The sequence below is a fragment of the Paraburkholderia sp. Ac-20347 genome (assembly GCF_017104805.1).
Lineage (GTDB): Bacteria > Pseudomonadota > Gammaproteobacteria > Burkholderiales > Burkholderiaceae > Paraburkholderia > Paraburkholderia tropica.
Map to the genome: position 1 here is coordinate 1 of NZ_JAAGPN010000050.1, position 21107 is coordinate 21107.

At 67.2% G+C, this 21107-nt stretch carries 15 protein-coding genes and 1 pseudogene; 8 read left to right on the forward strand and 8 right to left on the reverse strand.

All coding sequences use genetic code 11. The features are described 5' to 3' along the window. Together G3N97_RS12465 and G3N97_RS12470 are read right to left on the reverse strand one after the other, a co-directional pair. A pseudogene (locus tag G3N97_RS12465) lies at positions 1 to 908 on the reverse strand (NAD(P)H-hydrate epimerase); the annotation flags it as partial. A 199-nt stretch (positions 909 to 1107) separates the two neighbouring features. After that, a complete protein-coding gene (locus G3N97_RS12470; RefSeq protein ID WP_110329015.1) occupies positions 1108 to 2403 on the reverse strand; it encodes an FAD-dependent oxidoreductase in 1296 nt (431 codons plus the stop codon). Between the two features lie 559 nt (positions 2404 to 2962). Between G3N97_RS12470 and purL the strand changes: the two genes are divergently transcribed. Together purL and G3N97_RS12480 are read left to right on the forward strand one after the other, a co-directional pair. Beyond that, positions 2963 to 7048 (forward strand): phosphoribosylformylglycinamidine synthase, encoded by a 4086-nt coding sequence (gene purL / locus G3N97_RS12475; RefSeq protein WP_205993488.1) that lies wholly within the window; start codon positions 2963 to 2965, stop codon positions 7046 to 7048. Between the two features lie 188 nt (positions 7049 to 7236). Then, positions 7237 to 8358, forward strand: coding sequence for a Fic family protein (locus tag G3N97_RS12480; protein WP_205993489.1), 1122 nt, complete (start codon positions 7237 to 7239; stop codon positions 8356 to 8358). Positions 8359 to 8419: 61 nt separating this feature from the next. Here G3N97_RS12480 and G3N97_RS12485 read toward each other — a convergent pair whose 3' ends face one another. The 5 genes from G3N97_RS12485 to G3N97_RS12505 all read right to left on the reverse strand — a co-directional run bounded on the left by G3N97_RS12485 (position 8420) and on the right by G3N97_RS12505 (position 12269). Beyond that, entirely contained in the window at positions 8420 to 9199 is a 780-nt protein-coding gene (locus tag G3N97_RS12485; RefSeq protein WP_065065542.1) for a peptidylprolyl isomerase, read from the reverse strand. 51 nt (positions 9200 to 9250) lie between these two features. Further along, entirely contained in the window at positions 9251 to 9562 is a 312-nt protein-coding gene (locus G3N97_RS12490; protein WP_205993490.1) for a BolA family protein, read from the reverse strand. Beyond that, positions 9559 to 10092, reverse strand: coding sequence for a septation protein A (locus G3N97_RS12495; protein WP_065065540.1), 534 nt, complete (start codon positions 10090 to 10092; stop codon positions 9559 to 9561). Before G3N97_RS12495 ends, G3N97_RS12490 begins: the two co-directional genes overlap by 4 nt. A 105-nt stretch (positions 10093 to 10197) precedes the next feature. Further along, the gene (gene msrB, locus G3N97_RS12500) at positions 10198 to 10617 is read right to left on the reverse strand and encodes a peptide-methionine (R)-S-oxide reductase MsrB (protein ID WP_065065539.1); all 420 of its coding nucleotides are present in this window, start codon (positions 10615 to 10617) and stop codon (positions 10198 to 10200) included. Positions 10618 to 10670: 53 nt separating this feature from the next. Then, on the reverse strand, positions 10671 to 12269 hold the full coding sequence (locus tag G3N97_RS12505; RefSeq protein ID WP_241030550.1) for a protein adenylyltransferase SelO: 1599 nt from the start codon (positions 12267 to 12269) through the stop codon (positions 10671 to 10673). Positions 12270 to 12450: 181 nt separating this feature from the next. Between G3N97_RS12505 and G3N97_RS12510 the strand changes: the two genes are divergently transcribed. The 4 genes from G3N97_RS12510 to G3N97_RS12525 all read left to right on the forward strand — a co-directional run bounded on the left by G3N97_RS12510 (position 12451) and on the right by G3N97_RS12525 (position 18524). Then, the gene (locus G3N97_RS12510; RefSeq protein WP_205993492.1) at positions 12451 to 14181 is read left to right on the forward strand and encodes a 3-(methylthio)propionyl-CoA ligase; all 1731 of its coding nucleotides are present in this window, start codon (positions 12451 to 12453) and stop codon (positions 14179 to 14181) included. A gap of 252 nt (positions 14182 to 14433) precedes the next feature. Further along, positions 14434 to 16530: a 3-hydroxyacyl-CoA dehydrogenase NAD-binding domain-containing protein gene (locus tag G3N97_RS12515; protein ID WP_205993493.1), complete on the forward strand. Its 2097-nt coding sequence runs from the start codon at positions 14434 to 14436 to the stop codon at positions 16528 to 16530. Positions 16531 to 16588: 58 nt separating this feature from the next. After that, a complete protein-coding gene (gene pncA, locus G3N97_RS12520) occupies positions 16589 to 17224 on the forward strand; it encodes a bifunctional nicotinamidase/pyrazinamidase (protein WP_074984163.1) in 636 nt (211 codons plus the stop codon). 121 nt (positions 17225 to 17345) lie between these two features. Continuing rightward, a complete protein-coding gene (locus G3N97_RS12525; RefSeq protein ID WP_205993494.1) occupies positions 17346 to 18524 on the forward strand; it encodes an acetyl-CoA C-acyltransferase in 1179 nt (392 codons plus the stop codon). Here the strand turns inward: G3N97_RS12525 and G3N97_RS12530 are convergent. After that, positions 18469 to 18894, reverse strand: a complete 426-nt coding sequence (locus G3N97_RS12530; protein ID WP_205993495.1) for a hypothetical protein — start codon at positions 18892 to 18894, stop codon at positions 18469 to 18471. The genes G3N97_RS12525 and G3N97_RS12530 overlap by 56 nt on opposite strands. Positions 18895 to 19077: 183 nt before the next feature. Here G3N97_RS12530 and G3N97_RS12535 point away from each other — a divergent pair, with 183 nt between their 5' ends. Both G3N97_RS12535 and G3N97_RS12540 read left to right on the forward strand, forming a co-directional pair. After that, the gene (locus G3N97_RS12535; RefSeq protein WP_205993496.1) at positions 19078 to 20568 is read left to right on the forward strand and encodes a PLP-dependent aminotransferase family protein; all 1491 of its coding nucleotides are present in this window, start codon (positions 19078 to 19080) and stop codon (positions 20566 to 20568) included. Between the two features lie 105 nt (positions 20569 to 20673). Further along, positions 20674 to 20976 carry a Dabb family protein gene (locus G3N97_RS12540; protein ID WP_346778062.1) on the forward strand — a complete coding sequence of 101 codons (303 nt, stop codon included), beginning with the start codon at positions 20674 to 20676 and terminating at the stop codon, positions 20974 to 20976. Positions 20977 to 21107 lie beyond the last annotated feature (131 nt).

A 21107-nucleotide genomic window follows, 5' to 3' on the forward strand; every position in this document is an offset into this window, starting at 1 on the left:
GCGCGCGGCGAGGATCGGCGCGCCGCACATGCCGGTGTCGCCGCCGATCACCGCGAGCGTGCCGAAGGTGCCTTTGTGCGTAGCGTTGTCGCGCGCGGGCAGGGCATCGGCGAAAAGCGCGGGGGCGTTGAGGCGCGCAGGCGCGTCGGCGGGCGTAGGCGCTTGAGGCGTCGTGTCGATGCTGAGGTCGATGCCGTCGGTCAGCCCGATCGGCGCCACGCTGACGGTGCCCGCGTAATCGCGGCCCGCGCCGGTAAAGAGCCCGGGTTTCGCGGCGATGAATGTCACGGTGTGGGTCGCGCGCACGGCTGGGCCGCCGCCGACCACGTTGCCGGTGTCGCTGTCGAGACCGCTCGGCACATCGAGCGCAAGAACGTGCCCGCGTTGCCGGGCGCGCGCCGTGAGCCGTGCGGCGAGATCGGCGAAGACGCCGTCGAGCGCGCGCGCGAGCCCAATGCCGAACATGCCGTCGACGAGCCAGCCCCAGGCGTCGAACGACGCGGGGGGCGCATCGACGATCTTCACGCCGGCGTCGCGCGCGACGCCCAGCGCCCAGCGTGCGTCGGCGGGCTTCACTTCCACGGGCATGCAGACTTCGACCACGATACCGGCGCGCTTGAGCTGCGCGCGACGACGGGCGCATCGCCGCCGTTGTTGCCCGGGCCCGCGACGATCCACACGGGCTGCGCACCGAGCGGCGCGGGCGCGTGGGCGATCTGTTCGAGCAGGAAGTGGGCCGCTGCGGCCCCCGCGCGCGCCATCAGCGTGTGCGCGGGCACGGCGGACTGCGCGGCGGTCTCGCTCACGCGCAGTTGCGCGACGGTGAGGAGCGGCACGGCGCGGTCGTGCGGATTGAGGAGCGTGGCGGTGGAAGCGGCTGAAGAAGCGGCTAGAGAAGCGGCGGTCATGGTGGCGAGCGTCGCCGGATGGCCCGGCGGCGCGTGCGGTGTAGGCATCGATATCGCAACGATACCCGAGCCGTCAGCGCTTGGCGTGCGCGCTCGCCTTTGTCGCGCGGGAGATCAAGCAGGAGGGAAGTCAGGTGCGCCCTGAATCGGACGCGCCCGGAATCACGGCAAAGCGCCGACCGGATCGCCCAGCCGACGCCTAGCTACGCCCAGGCCAGAGCGCCTCGATCGTCTCGGCGGGCAGGTCGGGGCGCGTGTTGGAGATCTGCTGAGCGATCAGGCGCGCGGAGCCGAGTGCGAGCGCCCAGCCCGCCGGGCCGTGCGCCGCGTTGACGTATAGGCGCGGGTTGCCCACGCTGCCGACCAGCGGCAAGCCGTCGGCCGACAGCAGCTTCATGCCTTCCCACGCGAGCGCGGCGGAAATGCGCGCGGCGCCCGGCGCCCAGTCGCGCGAAGCCTCGCCGAGCAGCGCGAGCGCTTCCTCGGTGAGCGATTCGGGCAGCGGCTCGTCGAGCTGCTTGGCGTGCTGGAGCACCGCGCCGCCCGAAATGCGCAGGCGGTGGTTCATGCGCGTGATGGCGATGCGGCGCGCGGCGTCGATCAGCGTCGAATGCGGCACGCATTCCTCGTGCGCAACCGGCGAATTCAGCGTGTGCATGCGCAGCGGATAAACCGGCAGCTTGATGCCCAGCGGCGCGAGCAGATTCACGGTCTGCGCGCCGGCTGCGACGACCACGGCATCGGCGGAAATCACTTCGACTTCGCGCGTGCGCGAGGCGTCGTCGGGACGCGGCGCGAGTTCGACGGCCGCACGCTGGCTCTCGATGCGCACCGCGCTCACTTCGCGTCCGGTCTGGAACTGCACGCCGCCGAGCGTATCGAGCACCTGCTTGAGCTGCTTGACGAAGAGCGGGCAGTTCGCCACCCGGCCCTGATCGAAGCGCACGGCGCCCGCGAACGGCGGATCGGCGGGAATGGTGTGTTCGGCGGCCACGCACTCGTGCGGCGTGAGCACGTGATGCGGCGTCTCGAAACGGCGCAGCAGTTCGAGCGCGGGCTGCGTGAGCGACCATTCATCGCTGCCGCGCACGAGATAGAGCAGGCCTTCGCGCTGTTCGTACTCGAGCTGGAAGCGGCCTTCGGCGTCTTCCAGCACGCTTTGCGCCGATTCGATCAGCGGACGCAGCAGCGCGTAGCGCGCCTCGAAGGCTTCCGAGCCGTGCAGCGTGGCGAGGCGTTTGACGAAGGCGCGCGCCTGACCGGTGAATCCGGTCTTGCAGATCACGCCGCCCGAGGACTGCCGGCCGTTGCGCAGGAAGGTGGGGCCGAACCAGACGTCGAGCGGGGTCGGCAGCACGATGCCGCTATGACCGTAGGTCGCGCCTTGCGCAACAGTGGCGTGGCGCTCGACCACGCAGACGCGATGGCCCGCCGCGCGCAGCTGGTAGGCGGTGGCGACGCCGGCGATTCCGCCGCCAATGACGATGACATCCATGACGATTCGATCTGCTGGCAGGCGGCGTGCCGTCGGGCGAGGGCGCCTTGCCGAAGGGGTGTGGCATGCGGCGCGCAAGCTGCGCGCCGATCGGTGAAACGCGCAATCATAGCAGCGAAATCGCCCGGCTCGCCATGCGCGTGCGCCGCTTGATCCGCCCGGCGCAAGGTGGCGCGCGCATCGATTGCGGGCCGCAAGGCGTGCGGGCGCGGGCGGCGCGGCTGGTCCGGCGGGCCAGTTTGTTGCCCGTTCGCCGTCGTCCGCGCCCGCACGCTGGCTGCCGCTGCGTCATCCCGTATCGCGAAAAAAGCGGCCGCACCGGACGCCGCGCCGCCGTCTGCCGCGGCGGCATCGTGAAAACACGCACGGGCGTGCGCCTCGGGATGCGTGCGGATCGGCCTCGGGGGCGGTCGGACGGGGTCTTCCGGGTTATAATCGCGGTCTCCTTTCATCGCCCGACGTCGGCCCGACGTCGTCGCCTGCGCGCGACGCATCGCCCCCCCGCGACGCACCCGTGCGAGGCCAGGCGCGACGTAACCTCGACGCAACGCCCCAGTCCATGGCCCACTTCTCGTGTTTCCCCGGTGCTTCGGCCCTCTCCGACTTCCGTCAGACCCGCCTGCTCGAGACGCTTCAGCGTATCGATGCCAACATCGTCGGCGTGCGCGGCCAGTTCCTGCATTTCGTCAACTCGGCCACGCCGCTTTCCGCTGACGACAGCGCGAAGATCGAAGCGCTGATGCACTACGGCGAGCCGTTCGCGGCCCCGCAGGAGCGCGGCAGCACGGTGACGTTCCTCGTCGTGCCGCGGTTCGGCACGGTGTCGCCGTGGGCGAGCAAGGCCACCGACATCGCGCATCACTGCGGCCTCGAACACGTGCGCCGCATCGAGCGCGCCGTCGAGTACACGGTGATTCTCAAGAGCGGCCTGCTCGGCGGCAAGAAAACGCTGTCGGACGAAGCGCACGCGGCCGTCGCTGCGGCGCTGCACGACCGCATGACCGAGAACGTCGCGGCCTCGCGCGACCAGGCGCTGCATCTGTTCGACGAACTGCCGGCGCGCCCGATGCAGACCGTCGACGTGCTCGGCCACGGCCGCAAGGCGCTGGAAACGGCGAACGGCGAACTGGGCCTCGCGCTCGCCGACGACGAAATCGACTACCTCGTCGAGAACTTCACGAAGCTGTGCCGCAACCCGACCGACGTCGAACTGATGATGTTCGCGCAAGCCAACAGCGAGCACTGCCGCCACAAGATCTTCAACGCGAGCTGGACGATCGACGGCCAGGAGCAGGATCTGTCGCTGTTCGCGATGATCCGCAACACCGAGAAGATCAGCCCGCAGGGCACGATCGTCGCGTACTCGGACAACTCGTCGATCATGGAAGGCGCGGTGGCCGAGCGCTGGTTCCCGCGCAAGACCGGCGCGGACGGCGCGCCGGGCGAGCAGTACGGCCGCCACACCGAACTCACGCACACGCTGATGAAGGTGGAGACGCACAACCACCCGACCGCGATCTCGCCCTTCGCCGGCGCGGCCACGGGTTCGGGCGGCGAAATCCGCGATGAAGGCGCAACGGGCCGCGGCGCGCGTCCGAAGGCCGGCCTCACGGGCTTCACGGTGTCGAACCTCGATCTGCCCGAAGCGCGCGAAACGTGGGAAAACGCCCGCGACGCCGCCACGCCGCTCACGCACCGCAATCCGGCCGACGCGCAGGGCGCCGATGCGGTTTACGGCCGCCCGGACCGCATCGCCTCGCCGCTGCAGATCATGATCGACGGCCCGCTCGGCGGCGCCGCGTTCAACAACGAATTCGGCCGTCCGAACCTCGGCGGCTACTTCCGCGTCTACGAGCAGAACGTCGCGGGCACCGTGCGCGGCTATCACAAGCCGATCATGATCGCGGGCGGCATCGGCAACATCAGCGACCAGCACACGCACAAGCACGATCTGCCCGCGGGCTCGCTGCTGATCCAGATCGGCGGCCCCGGCATGCGCATCGGCATGGGCGGCGGCGCGGCCAGCTCGATGGCGACCGGCACGAACACCGCCGAACTCGACTTCGACTCGGTCCAGCGCGGCAACCCGGAAATCGAGCGCCGCGCGCAGGAAGTCATCAACTCCTGCTGGCAGCTCGGCGAACACAATCCGATCCTGAGCATTCACGACGTGGGCGCGGGCGGTCTGTCGAACGCGTTCCCGGAACTCGTCGACGGCGCGGATAAAGGCGCGCGCTTCGAACTGCGCAAGGTTCAGCTCGAAGAATCGGGCCTCTCGCCGCGCGAAATCTGGTCGAACGAATCGCAGGAACGTTACGTTCTGGCGATTTCGCCCGCCGATCTGCCGAACTTCGAAGCGATCTGCGCGCGCGAGCGCTGCCCGTTCGCCGTGGTGGGCGTGGCGACGGCCGAGCGCGAACTGAAGCTGATCGATGCCGACGAGCAGGCGCTCGCCGCGAACGGCGGCCATCAGCCCGTCGACATGCCGATGGACATCCTGCTCGGCAAGCCGCCGCGCATGCACCGCAACGTCGAGCACGCGAGCACGCCGCTCGTGCCGGTCGACGTCACGGGCATTGCGCTCGACGAAGTCGCGAAGAGCGTGCTGCGCCATCCGACCGTCGGCAGCAAGTCGTTCCTGATCACCATCGGCGACCGCTCGGTGGGCGGCACCAACGTGCGCGACCAGATGGTCGGCCCGTGGCAGGTGCCGGTCGCCGACTGCGCGATCACCACGCTCGACTACGCCGGCTACAAGGGCGAAGCGATGACGATGGGCGAGCGCACGCCGCTCGCCGTGATCGACGCGCCCGCGTCGGGCCGCATGGCCATCGGCGAGGCCGTCACGAACATCGCCAGCGCGCCGATCGCGTCGCTCGACAAGCTCAAGCTGTCGGCGAACTGGATGGCCGCGTGCGGCGCGCCGGGCGAAGACGCCGCGCTCTACGACACGGTCAAGGCGATCGGCATGGAACTGTGCCCGGCGCTCGGCATCGGCATTCCGGTGGGCAAGGATTCGCTCTCGATGCGCACGAAGTGGAACGACGAAGGCGTGGCGAAGGAAGTGGTCGCGCCGGTTTCGCTGATCATCTCGGCGTTCGCGCCGGTCGAGGACGTGCGCCGTCACCTCACGCCGCAACTGCGCCGTGTCGACGAAGCGGGCGAGTCGGTCCTGATCGCGATCGATCTGGGCCGCGGCAAGAACCGCATGGGCGGCTCGATTTTCGCGCAGGTCACGCAACAGGTCGGCGACGCCGCGCCGGACGTCGACAGCGCCGAAGACCTCAAGCAGTTCTTCAACGCGATCCAGAAGCTCAACGCGAACGACCAGCTGCTCGCGTACCACGACCGCTCGGACGGCGGCCTGTGGGCGACGGTCTGCGAAATGGCGTTCGCGGGTCACACGGGCGTGTCGCTGAACGTCGACATGCTCACGCTCGACGGCGAGCACGGCACCGACTTCGGCGACGCCAAGGACTGGGCGAAGCAGACCAGCGGCCGCCGCGACGACCGCACGCTGCGCGCGCTGTTCTCGGAAGAACTGGGCGCCGTGATCCAGGTGCCGGCGACACAGCGCGACGCCGTGCTGGCCGTGCTGCGCGAGCACAACCTGTCGGTGTGCTCGAACGTGATCGGCACGCTCAACAACCGCGACTCGATCGAGATCTATCGCGACGCCAAGCGCATCTACGAAGCGCCGCGCGCCGAGCTGCAGCGCGTGTGGAGCGAAGTGAGCTGGCGCATCGCGCGTCTGCGCGATAACCCGGCCTGCGCCGACGCCGAATACGACGCGCTGCTCGACGCCGCCGATCCGGGCATGCAGCCGCAACTCACGTTCGATCCGGCCGAAGACGTCGCCGCGCCGTTCATCGGCAAGGGCGCGCGTCCGCGCGTCGCGATCCTGCGCGAGCAGGGCGTGAACTCGCACCTTGAAACCGCCTACGCGTTCGATCGCGCCGGTTTCGACGCGCACGACGTCCACATGAGCGACCTGCTCGCAGGCCGCGCCACGCTCGCCGATTTCGCGGGCGCGGTGGCCTGCGGCGGCTTCTCGTACGGCGACGTGCTGGGCGCGGGCGAAGGCTGGGCCAAGACGATCCGTTTCAACGCGCAGCTCGCGGACATGTTCGCGGCCTTCTTCGCGCGCCAGGACACGTTTGCGCTCGGTATCTGCAACGGCTGCCAGATGCTGTCGAGCCTCGCCTCGATGATTCCGGGCGCCGAAGCCTGGCCGAAGTTCACGCGCAACAAGTCGGAGCAGTTCGAAGCGCGTTTCTCGCTGGTCGAAGTGCAGAGCTCGCCGTCGATCTTCTTCAACGGCATGGAAGGCTCGCGCATTCCGGTCGCGGTCGCGCACGGCGAAGGTTTCGCGGACTTCTCGCAGCAGGGCGACATCTCGAAGGTCGCGGTGGCGATGCGTTACGTCGATCACCGCGGTCAGGCGACCGAGGGCTATCCGTTCAACCCGAACGGTTCGCCGCAAGGCATCACCTCGGTTACGACCGCCGACGGCCGCTTCACCGTTCTGATGCCGCACACGGAACGCGTGCAGCGCACCGTGACGATGAGCTGGCATCCGGAAAGCTGGGGCGAGGCGAGCCCGTGGCAGCGTGCGTTCCAGAACGCGCGCAAGTGGGTGGGTTAAGGCGCACGAGGGCTGGCTGACGCGGGATTGAGCGCCAGCCCGTTCGCATCCCGGAACCCCGGTCAGGTCCGCCACGGCGGGCGTGACCGGGGTTTTTGTTTGGGCGTGCGGCGAATAGCGAGTCTATTCACCGCATAATGTGCGGCGAATAAATTGTGCGTGCGGCGATTCCGCGCCATAATCGCCGCATGAATAGCGGCGAATACACCTACATCTGGCAGGCCGGCGATTGGCCCGAGTGGCGCTTCGACATGGCGGCGCTCGCCGAGCCCATGGCCGAGGCGAGCCGCGCCCAGGGCGTGCTGATGGGCCGTCTCGCCGATGTCGGCATACGTCTGCGTGACCAGGCGAGCCTCGCGGCGCTCACTGAGGACGTGCTGAAGACCAGCGAAATTGAGGGCGAGCGTTTGAGCGTGGTCTCGGTGCGCTCGTCGATCGCGCGGCGTCTGGGCGTGGACATCGGCGCGCTCGCGCCCGTCGATTGGCATGTGGAAGGCGTCGTGGAAATGGTGCTCGACGCGACGGCCGCCAGCCGTTTTCCGGTCACGCGCGAACGCCTGTTCGGCTGGCACGCCGCGTTGTTTCCGACCGGTTACGCGGGCCTCACGCCGATTCGCGTCGGCGCCTGGCGCGACGATGCCACCGGTCCGATGCAGGTCGTGTCGGGGCCGATCGGGCGTCAGCATGTGCACTTCGAAGCGCCGCCCGCGCCGCGTCTCGAAGCGGAGCTGGCGCGTTTTCTCGCATGGGTCAACGCGCCCGCGCAGATGCCGCCGCTGATCAAGGCCGGACTCGGCCATCTCTGGTTCGTCACGCTGCATCCGTTCGACGACGGCAACGGTCGCGTCGCGCGCGCCATCGGCGATCTGCTGCTCGCGCGCGCGGATGGCAGTCCGCAGCGCTTCTACAGTCTGTCGGCGCAAATCCAGCGCGAGCGCAAGGCGTACTACGAGATTCTCGAACGCACGCAGCGGCGTTCCATGGATGTGACCGAGTGGCTGCGCTGGTTTCTCGACACCTTGCATCGCGCGGTCGATCACGCGCAGATCACGCTCGACTCGGTGCTCGTCAAGGCGCGCTTCTGGCGTCAATGGGCGGACGCGCCGTTCAACGAGCGCCAGGCCAAGGTCGTCAATCGTCTGCTCGACGGTTTCGACGGCAAGCTCACCAGCAGCAAATGGGCCGCGCTGGCCAAGTGCTCGTCGGATACCGCGCTGCGCGATATCAACGATCTGGTCGCGCGCGGCGTGCTGCGCAAGAACGAAAGCGGCGGGCGCAGCACGAGCTACGAACTGAATCCGCCAGCATGAAAAAAACCCCGCGCCTCGAAAGGTCGCGGGGTTTTTCCCACAGCAAAACCGCAGTGCGGATTTACTGGATCTTCGCTTGCGCGCGCAGTTGCTTCTCGAATGCGAGCAGCTTTTCCTGCTGGAGCTGTTGCACGATCTGCGGGCGAACCTGCTCGAGCGGCGGCGGGGCGATCGCGCGGATGTCGTCCACGCGGATGATGTGCCAGCCGAACTGCGTGTGCACCGGCGTATCGGTGACCTGGCCTTTCTGCAGCGACGTGGCGGCCGCGGCGAACTCAGGCACGTAGGCCTTCGGGTCCGACCAGTCGAGGTCGCCGCCATTCTTCGCCGAGCCCGGATCCTTCGAGTACTGCTTCGCGAGGTCTTCGAAGCTCGCGCCGCCCTTGATCTTCGCGATCAGGTCCTTGGCCTGCTGCTCGTTGTCGACGAGGATGTGATGCAGGTGATATTCCTTGCCGCCCGCGCCTTGCGTGAGCTTGTCGTACATGGCCTTGACGTCGGCGTCCGTCGGCTGGTTGGTCTTGAGGAAGTCCTCGATCCAGGCGTGCAGGATGACCTGTTGCTGCGCCATCGCCAGTTGCGCCTTCACGTCCGGACGATTCGGAATGCCCAGACGCGCCGCTTCCTGCATCAGCACTTCGCGGTTGATCAGCTCTTCGCGCACGGCCTTTTGCAGATCCGGCGTGTCTTGCTGGCCTTGGGCCACGACCTGGGCGACGAGCGCGTCGGCGCGCGACTTCGGAATCGGCGTGCCGTTCACGACGGCGATGTTCTGCGCAAAAGCGGGAGCCGCAGCGAACGCAGCCAGCAACACCCAGAGACGGGTTTTCTTCAAGGTCATCTGTAAGTCCTAACAGGGCGAACCAAAAGGGCGAACCAAATAAAGTGGGGCTTAGCGGGGCAGCGCCGCGGCTTCTTCGGGCGTGAGCGCCGTGATCGCGAGTGCATGGATGCCGCGCTGCATGGCTTCGGCCAGCGCATCATACACCATGCGGTGCCTTGCCACGCGGGCTTTCCCGGCGAATGCGGACGCAACGATCGTGACGTGATAATGCCCGCCCGCCGAGGCACCGGCGTGACCGGCGTGCTGTGCGCTGTCGTCGCGCACGACGATCGAATCGACCGGCGCGAGCGCCGCGGTGACGCGCGTTTCGATCAGCGCGAGGCGCTTTGCCGGCGTGGCGTTGAGGAACTCGTCGCTCATTCTTCTTCCTTCATGTGACGCGACAGCCACAGGCTCTGGCCGACGATGAACACCACCAGAATGCCGGTCGCGCCGAACAGTTTGAAATCGACCCAGGCGTCGGTCGAGAAGTGGAACGCGACGAACAGGTTCAGGATGCCGAGCAGCGCGAAGAAGACGGACCAGACGAAGTTCAGTTGCGTCCAGATGCGCGTGGGCAGCGTGATCTGCTTGCCCATCATCGCTTCGATGAGGTTCTTGCCGAACGCGACCTGCGAGACCAGCAGCACGATGGAGAACGCCCAGTAGAGCACCGTGGGTTTCCACTTGATGAAGGTTTCGTCGTGCAGCATGAGCGTGGCGCCGCCGAACACGACGACGATGCCCAGACTCAGCCACAGCATCGGGTCGACCTTGCGGTGACGAAACGCGACCCAGGCGATTTGCACGAGCGTCGCCGCGATGGCCACGGCGGTGGCCGTGAAGATGCCCCACAGCTTGAAGGCGACGAAGAACAGGATGATCGGGAACAGATCAAACAGAAATTTCATTATCGGCCTGGAAGTTGGCTCTATGAGCCGCTAAAAGAGGGCGCGACGCCCGCGCGGCCTCAGGGCCGGCGGGCGTTTGCGCCCTCGCGCGAGGCGGCGCCTCGCTTACTTGGGCTCGAATTGTAACGCAGCCGAATTGATGCAATACCGCAGGCCGGTCGGGGCCGGACCATCTTCGAATACGTGGCCCAGATGCGCGCCGCAGTTCTTGCAACGCACCTCGATGCGCAGCATGCCGTGCGTGCGGTCCGTGCGCTCCTCGATTACCTCGCCGTCGATCGGACGGAAGTAGCTCGGCCAGCCGCAGCCGGCGTCGAATTTCGTGTCGGATTCGAACAGCGGCGTGCCACAGCAGACGCAGTCGTAGATGCCGCGTTCGTTGTGGTCCCAGTACTTGCCGGTGAAGGCGCGTTCGGTGGCCGCGTGGCGCGTGACCTGGTATTGCGTGGGGTCGAGCTTCTCGCGCCATTCGGCGTCGGACTTGTGGCCGGGGTAGGCGTCGGAGTTGTGGTCGTCCTGGCTCATGTCGGGTTCCTGTCGAGGGGAAGTGCGGAAGAGACGCTTAGATGGGGGCGCGCTCACGAAGAGCAACTGACTTCGAGCGAGCTCGCCCAGTCGGGCGGCAGCGCCGCGTAGCTTTCGTATTCCGGCTGCTCGTCGAAGGGACGCCTGAGCACCGTCGCGAGCCGCTCGACTTCGCTGAAATCCTTCTGCGCCGCGCGCTCGATCGCCGTTTGCGCGAGGTGATTGCGCAGCACGAACTTCGGATTGACGCGGTTCATCGCTGCGGCGCGCGCGGCGTCGTCGCGGGTTTCGTGCGCGAGACGCGCGCGATAGGTGACGGCCCACGCGTCGAACGCGGCGCGATCGAGGAACAGGTCGCGCACGCTCGTGTCGCCGCTCGCGTCGTGCTTCGAAACGCGCGAGAGATGGCGGAACGTCAGCGTGAAGTCGGCGCGATTCGCATGCATGATTTCGAACAGCTGGTTCGCGAGCTGATCGTCGCCTTCGCGCGCGTGTTCGAGGCCGAGCTTCGCACGCATGCGCGCTTCGAGCGCGGGCGCGAAATGTCCCTTGAAGCCTTCGAGCACGCGTTGTGCGTCGGCGATGCAGCGCTCGGTGTGCGCTTTCTCGTCGCTCTGGTCGTACTGCGGGCCGAACAGCGGCAACAGCGCCTGCGCGAGGCAAAAGAGATTCCAGTAGCCGATCTGCGGCTGATTGCGATACGCGTAACGGCCCTGCGAATCCGAATGATTGCAGATGTGATTCGCGTCGAAGCCGTCGATGAAACCGAACGGGCCGTAGTCGATCGTGAGACCGAGGATCGACATGTTGTCGGTATTCATCACGCCGTGGCAGAAGCCCACGGCCTGCCACTCGACCATCAGCGCCGCCGTGGTGCGCACGGCCTGATCGAGCAGCGCGAGATACGGGTCGTCGGCTTCGCGCAGCTGCGGATAGAAACGGTCGATGACGTGATCGGCGAGCGTGCGCAGCGCCTCGACGTTGTCCTGCGAATAGAAGTGCTCGAAGTGGCCGAAGCGCACGAAGCTCGGCGAGACGCGCGTGACGACCGCGGCCGTTTCGAGTTCCTCGCGGCGCACGGTTTGATCGGAGCCGATCACGGCGAGCGCGCGCGTGGTCGGAATGCCGAGGTGATGCATGGCTTCCGAACACAGATATTCGCGGATCGACGAGCGCAGCACCGCGCGGCCGTCGCCCATGCGCGAGTAGGGCGTGCGGCCCGCGCCCTTGAGCTGGACGTCGTAGCGCCGCCCCGCGTGCTCGACTTCGCCGAGCATCAGTGCGCGGCCGTCGCCGAGCTGGCCCGCCCATACGCCGAACTGATGCCCCGAATACACGGCCGCATACGACATCGCCGAGGGCGAGCGTTCGCGCGTGAAGTTGCCGCAGAAAAACGCCGCGAATGACGGATCGTTCACGACGCCCGGATCGAGCCCGAGCAGCGCGGCCGTTTCCGCCGAGAACCCGACCACGTAGGGCGCGGGCAGCGGCGCGCCGGGCAGGCGCGTGTGGAAGGTGGCGCCGAGCGCGGCGAACGCGTCGTCGCGCGATGCGGTGAGCGCGCGTTCGAAGTCGGCGAGTGCGCCGCTTTGCGGCGCCTGGGGGGCGGACGTGCCGCCTTGCGAGTCTGAAAGGCCTGGTGAAAACGACATGTTGAGCGCCTGTGGATTAGCCGATATTGTAAGTCCGCGCCCGCCGGCGTGCAGGACAGGCCATCGATGCCGTCGACACCGTCGTGCGGCACGCCTCCTGCACGCGCACGCGCCGGACCCGGCGAGCCCGCTCCATCCCATAACGAGAATGATCGCATTCGAGCCGAGGAGACCGACGAGCATGACCGCGCCGCTGCTGGGACACATGATGGACGTGCCGCTTCTCGTGTCGTCGCTGATCGCGCATGCCGCGCGTCATCACGGCAGCACCGAGATCGTTTCGCGCCGCATCGAGGGCGACCTGCACCGCTATACCTACCGCGATTGCGAGACGCGCGCGAAGCAGCTGGCGCAGGCGCTCATCGCGCTGGGCGTCGAGCCCGGCGAGCGCGTCGGCACGCTGGCCTGGAACGGCTACCGGCACATGGAAGCGTATTTCGGCGTGACCGGTTTCGGCGCCGTGTGCCACACGATCAATCCGCGTCTCTTTCCCGAGCAGATCGCCTGGATCGTCAATCACGCCGACGATCGCTACGTGATGTTCGACCTCACGTTCGCGCCGCTCGTCGACGCACTCGCGCCGCAATGTCCGAACGTGCGCGGCTGGATCGCGCTGTGCGACGCGTCCTGTCTTCCGGCGATGAAAACGCCGGTGCTCGCGTATGAAACGCTGCTCGCGGCGCAAGACGGCCAGTACGACTGGCCCTTGCTCGACGAACGCAGCGCGTCGAATCTCTGCTACACCTCGGGCACCACCGGCAATCCTAAGGGCGCGCTTTATACGCATCGTTCGTCGGTGCTGCATGCGTACGCGGCGTCCTTGCCCGATTCGATCGGGCTCTCGGCGCGCGACGCGATCCTGCCCGTCGTGCCGATGTTCCATGTGAACGCGTGGGGCATTCCGCACGCGGCGCCGCTGAACGGCGCGAAGCTCGTGCTGCCCGGCAAGGATCTCGACGGCAAGTCGCTCTACGAGTTGATGGAGTCCGAGGGCGTGACCTGTTCGGCGGGCGTGCCGACGGTGTGGCTCGGCCTGCTCACGTATATGCGCGACGCGGGCGTGAAGTTCTCGACCTTGCAGCGCACGGTGATCGGCGGTTCGGCGTGTCCGCCCGCGATGCTGCGCACTTACGAAGACACCTACGGCGTGCAGGTGATTCACGCGTGGGGCATGACGGAGATGTCGCCGCTCGGCACGCTCGCGAAGCTCAATTGGGAGCAGTCGCAGCGTCCGCCGGACGCGCGCCGCGCGCTGCTCGAAAAGCAGGGGCGCGTGATTTTCGGCGTCGATATGAAGATCGTCGGCGACGATGGCCGCGAGCTGCCGTGGGATGGCGTCGCGTTCGGCGACCTGCACGTGCGCGGGCCGTGGGTCATCGACCGCTATTTCCGGCAGGAGGGCGGCACGCCGCTGATCGACGGCTGGTTCCCGACCGGCGACGTCGCGACCATCGACGCCGACGGCTTCCTGCACATCACCGACCGCAGCAAGGATGTGATCAAGTCGGGCGGCGAGTGGATCAGTTCGATCGAGCTGGAAAACATCGCGGTTTCGCATCCGGCGATTGCGGAGGCCGCGTGCATTGCCTGCGCGCATCCGCGCTGGACCGAACGGCCGCTGATCGTCGCGGTGAAGAAGCCCGGCGCCGCGGTCACGCGCGAGGAACTGCTCACGTATTTCGACGGCAAGGTCGTGAAATGGTGGCAGCCCGACGACGTCGCTTTCGTCGACGAACTGCCGCACACGGCCACCGGCAAGCTGCAAAAGCTCAAGCTGCGCGAGCAGTTTCGCGATCACGTGCTGCCCACGGTGGCGGCGGCGAGCGAGCAATGTCCGATGGAGCCGCTCGACGTGAATACTGACGCGCACGCGGGCGGCGGCGATGCCCGATTAGACCCGCCTCACGGTTAGCTCGATACGTATCGAGCGTTGCTTCGGCGCGGCCTGCGGGCCGCGTTTTTTTATGCGCTTTCCGTGCGCTTTTCGTCCGCTCCGAGCCGCTTGTTTCCAAACCTGCACGACAGTCGGTACAAACCCTCACGCCTTTGTTATCGAAAAAAATGGAACGAACGTTCTTTTTTCGGTATTCTGCCTGCTGACCGGGAATGTCGGACAATGAAGCCGGCGACGCACAACGCGGCCCGCAAGCATGGAGGCAGGCAAATGGTAGTGGACAACGCGGCAGTGATTTACACGACTCGCGACGGCGTCGCCGTCATCACGCTCAACAATCCGCCCGTCAACGGCCTGGGTCACGCGACCCGCACCGGCATCGTCGAGGGCATCGCACGCGCCAACGCCGACGCGGCGGTCACGGCCATCGTCATCACGGGCGCGGGCAAGGCGTTTTCGGGCGGCGCCGACATCACCGAATTCAACACGCCGAAGGCCACCCAGGAGCCCACGCTCCACACCGTCATCAAGGAAGTGGAGAAGAGCGCGAAGCCGGTGGTCGCGGCGATCCACAGCGTGGCGATGGGCGGCGGCCTCGAACTGGCGCTTGGCGCGCACTATCGCATCGCGGCGCCCGGCGCGCAGATCGCGCTGCCCGAAGTGAAGCTCGGCATTCTGCCCGGCGCGGGCGGCACGCAGCGTCTGCCGCGCGCGATCGGCCTCGAAGCCGCGCTGAACATGATCGTCAGCGGTGCGCCGGTGCCGAGCGAGAAGCTCGCGAAGTCGGGCCTGTTCGACGCCATGGCGCAAGGCGATCTGCTCGACGAAGCCGTCGCGTTCGCGCGCAAGGCCGCCGACAAGCAAGGTCCGCATCCGCTCGTGCGCAATCGCAAGATCGAGCATCCGAACGCTGAAGGCTTCCTGCAATTCTCGCGCAACACCGTGGGCGCGATGTCGAAGAATTATCCGGCGCCGGTCAAGTGCATCGATGCGATCGCCGCGGGCGTGAAGGAGGGCTTCGACAAGGGCCTCGCCTACGAGCGCGAATGTTTCGTCGAACTCGTGCAGACGCCGGAATCGCACGCGCTGCGTCACGCGTTCTTCGGCGAGCGTGCCGCTAGCAAGATTCCCGATGTGCCGTCGAGCACGCCCACGCGTGACATCCAGAAAGTCGCGGTGATCGGCGCAGGCACGATGGGCGGCGGCATCACGATGAACTTCCTGAACGCGGGCGTGCCGGTCACGCTGCTCGAAACGAAGCAGGAAGCGCTCGATCGCGGTCTCGCCACGATCCGCAAGAACTACGAAGCGCAGGTCAAGAAGGGCAAGCTCACGCAGGAGAAGCTCGACGCGCGCATGGCGCTGATCAGCCCGACGCTGTCCTACGATGACCTCAAGCAGGCCGACCTCATCATCGAAGCGGTGTTCGAAGAACTCGGCGTGAAGGAGCAGGTGTTCAAGCGTCTGGACGAAGTCGCGAAGCCGGGCGCCATTCTCGCCTCGAACACCTCGACGCTGGACGTCGACAAGATTGCGGCCTTCACGAAGCGTCCGCAGGACGTCGTCGGTCTGCACTTCTTCAGCCCGGCCAACGTGATGAAGCTGCTCGAAGTCGTGCGCGGCAAGGAAACCGCGAAGGACGTGCTGGCCACCGTCATGCAGGTCGCGAAGAAGATCCGCAAGACGGCCGTGGTCTCGGGCGTGTGCGACGGCTTCATCGGCAACCGCATGATCGAGCAGTACGTGCGCCAGGCGCTCTACATGCTCGAAGAAGGCGCGCTGCCCGCGCAGGTCGACCGCGCAATCGAGAAATTTGGCTTCGCGATGGGTCCGTTCCGCATGAGCGACCTCGCGGGCAACGACATCGGCTGGGCGATCCGCAAGCGTCGTTACCAGGAACATCCGGACATGAAGTACTCGAAGATCGCCGACCGTCTGTGCGAAACGGGGCGCTTCGGCCAGAAGACCGGCGCGGGCTGGTACGACTACAAGGCGGGCGAACGCAATGCGCTGCCCTCGAAGCTCGTCGACGACATGATCGTCGCGTACTCGAAGGAAGCGGGCGCCGAGCGCCGCAAGATCAGCGACGAGGAAATCGTCGAGCGTCTGGTCTACGCGCTCGTCAACGAAGGCGCGAAGATTCTCGAAGAAGGCATTGCGTCGAAGGCGTCGGACATCGACATGGTCTATCTCACGGGCTACGGCTTCCCGCTGTGGCGCGGCGGCCCGATGCTCTACGCCGACACCGTCGGTCTCTACAACGTGGCGCGCTCGATTCGCCGCTACGCGCAGCAGCCGAACGGCGACGCCTGGCAGATCGCGTCGTCGCTGGCCGAGCGCGCGGAGAACGGCGGCGCGTTCAACTGAGCGACGCCCGCACACGGTTCAACAGACGTATCAACGCTAGCAAGAACGGACGAACACGATGAGAAGCGCAGACGACGTGCTCCTGCTGATCGACCTGCAATACGATTTCATGCCGGGCGGGGCGCTGGCCGTCGCGCACGGCGACGAAGTCGTCCCGGTCGCCAACCGGCTCGCGCAGGGCTTCGCGCATGTGGTGCTCACGCAGGACTGGCACCCGGCAGCGCACGTGTCGTTTGCCGCGAATCACGCGGGGCGCCAGCCCTTCGAGACCGTCGCGCTGCCGTACGGCGAGCAGGTGCTGTGGCCCACGCACTGCGTGCAGGGCACGCCAGGCGCGGCGCTGCACCGCGATCTCGACGTGCCGCATGCGCGCGCGGTTATCCGCAAGGGGCATCACGTGGACGTCGACAGCTACTCGGCGTTTCTCGAAGCCGATCGCACGACGCCCACCGGACTCGCGGGCTATCTGCGCGATACGGGCGCGAAACGCGTGTACTGCTGCGGCCTCGCGACCGACTATTGCGTTGCGTGGTCCGCGCTCGATGCGCGCGCCGCGGGCTTCGAAACCGTGCTGATCGAAGACGCCTCGCGCGCCATCGACCTGAACGGCTCGCTGGCCGCCGCGTGGGAGCAGTTGCAGGCGGCGGGCGTGAAGCGCGCGCAGTCGGCCGACGTGCTGCGCGGCGCGGCCTGAGGGCGCAGATTCCCCCGCATTCGTTCGTTCGAAGCGACAGAGATTCACCGGATCAAACCATTGGGATGGGATCGGCGCACCGCGCACGGGCGCAAGCGCCGATCGACAAGGAGACACACAGATGACTGACGCCGTAATCGTTTCGACCGCCCGCACGGGCCTCGCCAAATCCTGGAAGGGCTCGTTCAACATGACGCACGGCGCCACGCTCGGCGGCCACGTCACGCAGGCCGCCGTCGAGCGCGCGAAGATCGACCCCGCGCGCGTCGAGGACGTGATCATGGGCTGCGCCAACCCCGAAGGCGCGACGGGCGCCAACATCGCGCGCCAGATCGCGCTGCGTGCGGGCCTGCCGGTCTCGGTGCCGGGCATGACGGTGAACCGTTTCTGTTCGTCCGGTCTCCAGACGATTGCGCTCGCGGCGCAACGCGTGATCGCCGGTGAAGGCGACGTGTTCGTGGCGGGCGGCGTGGAATCCATTTCGTGCGTGCAGAACGAAATGAATCGCCACATGATGGCCGAAGGCTGGCTCAGCCAGCACAAGCCGGAAATCTACTGGAGCATGCTGCAGACGGCGGAAAACGTCGCGAAGCGCTACGAAATCTCGAAGGATCGTCAGGACGAATACGGCGTGCAGTCGCAACTGCGCGCGGCCGCGGCGCAGGCGGCGGGTCTCTTCAACGACGAAATCGTGCCGATTACGGTGCTCGCGGGCGTCGCCGACAAGGCTTCGGGCCAACTGATCACGAAGGAAGTGACGATCTCGTCCGACGAAGGCATTCGCGGCGACACCACGCTCGAAGGCGTGGCGAAGATCCGCACGGCGATGCCCGGCGGCGTGATCACGGCGGGCAACGCGAGCCAGTTCTCGGACGGCGCGAGCGCCTGCGTGGTGATGAACGCCAAGGTCGCGGAACGCGAAGGCCTGCAACCGCTCGGCATCTTCCGCGGCTTCGCCGTGGCCGGTTGCGAGCCCGACGAAATGGGCATCGGCCCGGTGTTCGCGGTGCCGAAGCTGCTCAAGCAGGCGGGCCTCAAGGTCGAGGACATCGACCTGTGGGAACTGAACGAAGCGTTCGCGGTGCAGGTGCTCTATTGCCGCGACAAGCTCGGCATTCCCGCCGATCGCCTGAACGTGAATGGCGGCGCGATTGCGGTCGGTCACCCGTATGGCGTCTCGGGTGCGCGTCTCACCGGTCATGCGCTGATCGAAGGCAAGCGCCGCGGCGCGAAGCTCGTCGTCGTCACGATGTGTATCGGCGGCGGTCAGGGCGCGGCGGGGCTTTTCGAAGTCGTGTAACGCCCGCAAGGCGCGCGATCCAGCGGCGCGCCAACGCCACGAGCGGCGACGCGGCCGCCGGCACGATCAGCACGCCGGCGCAATCGCGTCCCGCGCCGCTCAAGCCGTACCAGCCCCGGTCGCTGATCGGATAACGCTCGCCTTCGTCGAGCCGCCGCGTCTGCAACGGCGCGACGTGGCCGGCCAGGGCGAGAGCGGCATCGCGATACGTCACGCACAGCGCGCCTTCCACGGCCACGAGCGCGGCGCCGCGACGCAAGGCGATCCAGTGAACCTGATGGGGCGCGATGCGCAGCAGCGGCGGCGATGACGCCAAAGCCGCGTCGGGCGCGCCCGGGGCAAGAGACGAGAGGGTGGGCAAGTCGTGCATGATCGAGACCTGGACGTTGAAATGCTGACATGCCCCGACTTTATGGGCGCGAACGCGCGCGCAACAGGCACAACGGGGCGCGATCCGTTGCGCTACAGCGGCAACAAACATCGCGCTGTATCGGTGCAAAGCGACAAGACGTGTATCTGTCGCGCCCGGCCGCCGCTCTGGCATCATCGACCGATGAACGTCCCCGATCAGCCTCTTTACCGGCAACTCGCCGGCCACTACCGGCGCTCCATCGAAAGCGGCGTGCTGCGTCCCGGCGACCGCATGCCGTCGATGCGCGCGTTCATGCGCCAGCACGACGTGAGTCTCGCCACCGCGACCGAAAGCTATCGCGTGCTCGAACGCGAATCGCTGATCGAGGCGCGTCCGCGCGAAGGCTATTTCGTGCGCGCGGCGAGTGCGAACACGCTGCCCGCCGCGCGCGAACCCGACTGGCACGACGCGACGCATCGCGAACCGCTCGTCGCGCAGTTCGTCGGCATGCATGCGGCCATTTCCGCGCTCGTGGCGCGTTTTCAGCAGGTGCCCGACGCGCTCAATCTCGGTGGCGTAACCGCCGCCGACGCGCTGTTTCCCGGCGAGGAATTGCAGAAGATCGCCGTGCGCATCCTGCGCCGCCGTCCCGATCTGCTCACGTCGCCGGGCCATGAACGTGGCGATCCGCAACTGCGCGCCGTGATCGCGCGACGTGCGCTTGCGGCGGGCTTCGCCGTTCACGCCGACGAGATCGTCATGACCAACGGCGGCACCGAGGCGGTGAATCTCGCCCTGCGCGCGGTGACGCAGCCAGGCGACACGGTCGCCGTCGAATCGCCGTGTTTTTACGGCTTGCTGCAGGTGCTCGAAAGCCTCGGTCTGCGCGCGCTCGAAATTCCCGCGAGCCCGACCACCGGGCTGTCGGTCGAGGCGCTCGAATTCGCCTTGCAGCAGCATCCGGAACTGAAGGCCGTCGTGGTGGTGCCGCATCTGCAGAATCCGCTCGGCTGCGTGATGCCGGATGCGCACAAGCAGCGCATCGTCGAGTTGTGCACGCAGGCGGGCGTCGCCGTGATCGAAGACGATCCGTATCGCGAACTCGTCGAGGGCGAGACCGCGCCGCGCGCCCTGAAAGCGTGGGACAGCGCGGGCACCGTGATTCACTGCACGTCGTTTAACAAGACGCTCGCGCCGGGCATGCGCGTGGGCTGGATGGCGGGCGGGCGCTGGCACGCGCGCATCGCCATGCTGAAGTTTTCGCAGTCGCGCCTGAACGAGCCGCTTTCGCAGGCCGTGCTCGCCGAGTTTCTGCAAAGCCAGGCGCACGAACGCCATTTGCGCCGCCTGCGCGAACGGCTGCGCGCGCAGCGCGAGCGCATGGCGCAGGGCATCGGCGCGGCGTTTCCCGAGGGCACGCGCTTCACGCCGCCGCCCGGCGGGCTGGCGTTCTGGATCGAGTTGCCGCGGCATGTGTCGTCGATGGCGCTGTTCGATGCGGCGCTCGCCGAGCGTATCCGCATCATGCCCGGCACGGTGTTTTCGAACTCGGGGCGTTTCGATCATTGCATCCGCGTGAGCTGTCCGGGTCCGCTGCCTCATAGCGCCGACGATGCGCTGCTGCGGATCGGCGCGATCGCGCACCGGCTGGCCCGCGAAAACGCGCTGCCGGGCGCGGGCGCGAAGGCATGAGCGCGCCATGTACGCGCGCTCGCACGGGTATCATGACGGCTGCCTTGCGCCCGTGCTTCGCACGGCGCGCGAGCCCCGTTCATGCAACAGAGAAAAGGTGAAACCGTGATTCGTCATATCGTGATGTGGAAGCTCAAGGAAACGGCCGAAGGTGCGACGCGCGCCGAGAATGTCGCGAAGTTCAAGACGCTGCTCGAAGCCTGCCGCGATATCGTGCCGGGCACGCTGCATCTCGAAGTCGGCGTGGCGGGCGAGGGTCTCGATTCGACCTACGATCTCGCGCTGCTCTCCGATTTCGCCGACAAGGCCGCGCTCGACGCTTACCAGGTTCACCCCGAACACCTCGTCGTGAAGGACTTCGCCAAGCGCGTGGTCGAGTCGCGTCAGGCTGTCGATTACGTCGTTTGAAACTCGCCATGATCGGAACCGCAGATACCACCCAGGGCAGCGCGCCGAGCGGCGGCGAGAGCCAACAGCCAGCGCAGCCAGCCCAAACGGCACAGTCGGCACAGGCGGCGCAACCGCACGATGCCCAGAAC

Bases quoted from the DNA above. Each gene is read 5' to 3' on its own strand.
- G3N97_RS12470 (WP_110329015.1), bottom strand. From the start codon at position 2,403: ATGGATGTCATCGTCATTGGCGGCGGAATCGCCGGCGTCGCCACCGCC.
- purL (WP_205993488.1), top strand. From the start codon at position 2,963: ATGGCCCACTTCTCGTGTTTCCCCGGTGCTTCGGCCCTCTCCGACTTC.
- G3N97_RS12480 (WP_205993489.1), top strand. From the start codon at position 7,237: ATGAATAGCGGCGAATACACCTACATCTGGCAGGCCGGCGATTGGCCC.
- G3N97_RS12485 (WP_065065542.1), bottom strand. From the start codon at position 9,199: ATGACCTTGAAGAAAACCCGTCTCTGGGTGTTGCTGGCTGCGTTCGCT.
- G3N97_RS12490 (WP_205993490.1), bottom strand. From the start codon at position 9,562: ATGAGCGACGAGTTCCTCAACGCCACGCCGGCAAAGCGCCTCGCGCTG.
- G3N97_RS12495 (WP_065065540.1), bottom strand. From the start codon at position 10,092: ATGAAATTTCTGTTTGATCTGTTCCCGATCATCCTGTTCTTCGTCGCC.
- msrB (WP_065065539.1), bottom strand. From the start codon at position 10,617: ATGAGCCAGGACGACCACAACTCCGACGCCTACCCCGGCCACAAGTCC.
- G3N97_RS12505 (WP_241030550.1), bottom strand. From the start codon at position 12,269: ATGTCGTTTTCACCAGGCCTTTCAGACTCGCAAGGCGGCACGTCCGCC.
- G3N97_RS12510 (WP_205993492.1), top strand. From the start codon at position 12,451: ATGACCGCGCCGCTGCTGGGACACATGATGGACGTGCCGCTTCTCGTG.
- G3N97_RS12515 (WP_205993493.1), top strand. From the start codon at position 14,434: ATGGTAGTGGACAACGCGGCAGTGATTTACACGACTCGCGACGGCGTC.
- pncA (WP_074984163.1), top strand. From the start codon at position 16,589: ATGAGAAGCGCAGACGACGTGCTCCTGCTGATCGACCTGCAATACGAT.
- G3N97_RS12525 (WP_205993494.1), top strand. From the start codon at position 17,346: ATGACTGACGCCGTAATCGTTTCGACCGCCCGCACGGGCCTCGCCAAA.
- G3N97_RS12530 (WP_205993495.1), bottom strand. From the start codon at position 18,894: ATGCACGACTTGCCCACCCTCTCGTCTCTTGCCCCGGGCGCGCCCGAC.
- G3N97_RS12535 (WP_205993496.1), top strand. From the start codon at position 19,078: ATGAACGTCCCCGATCAGCCTCTTTACCGGCAACTCGCCGGCCACTAC.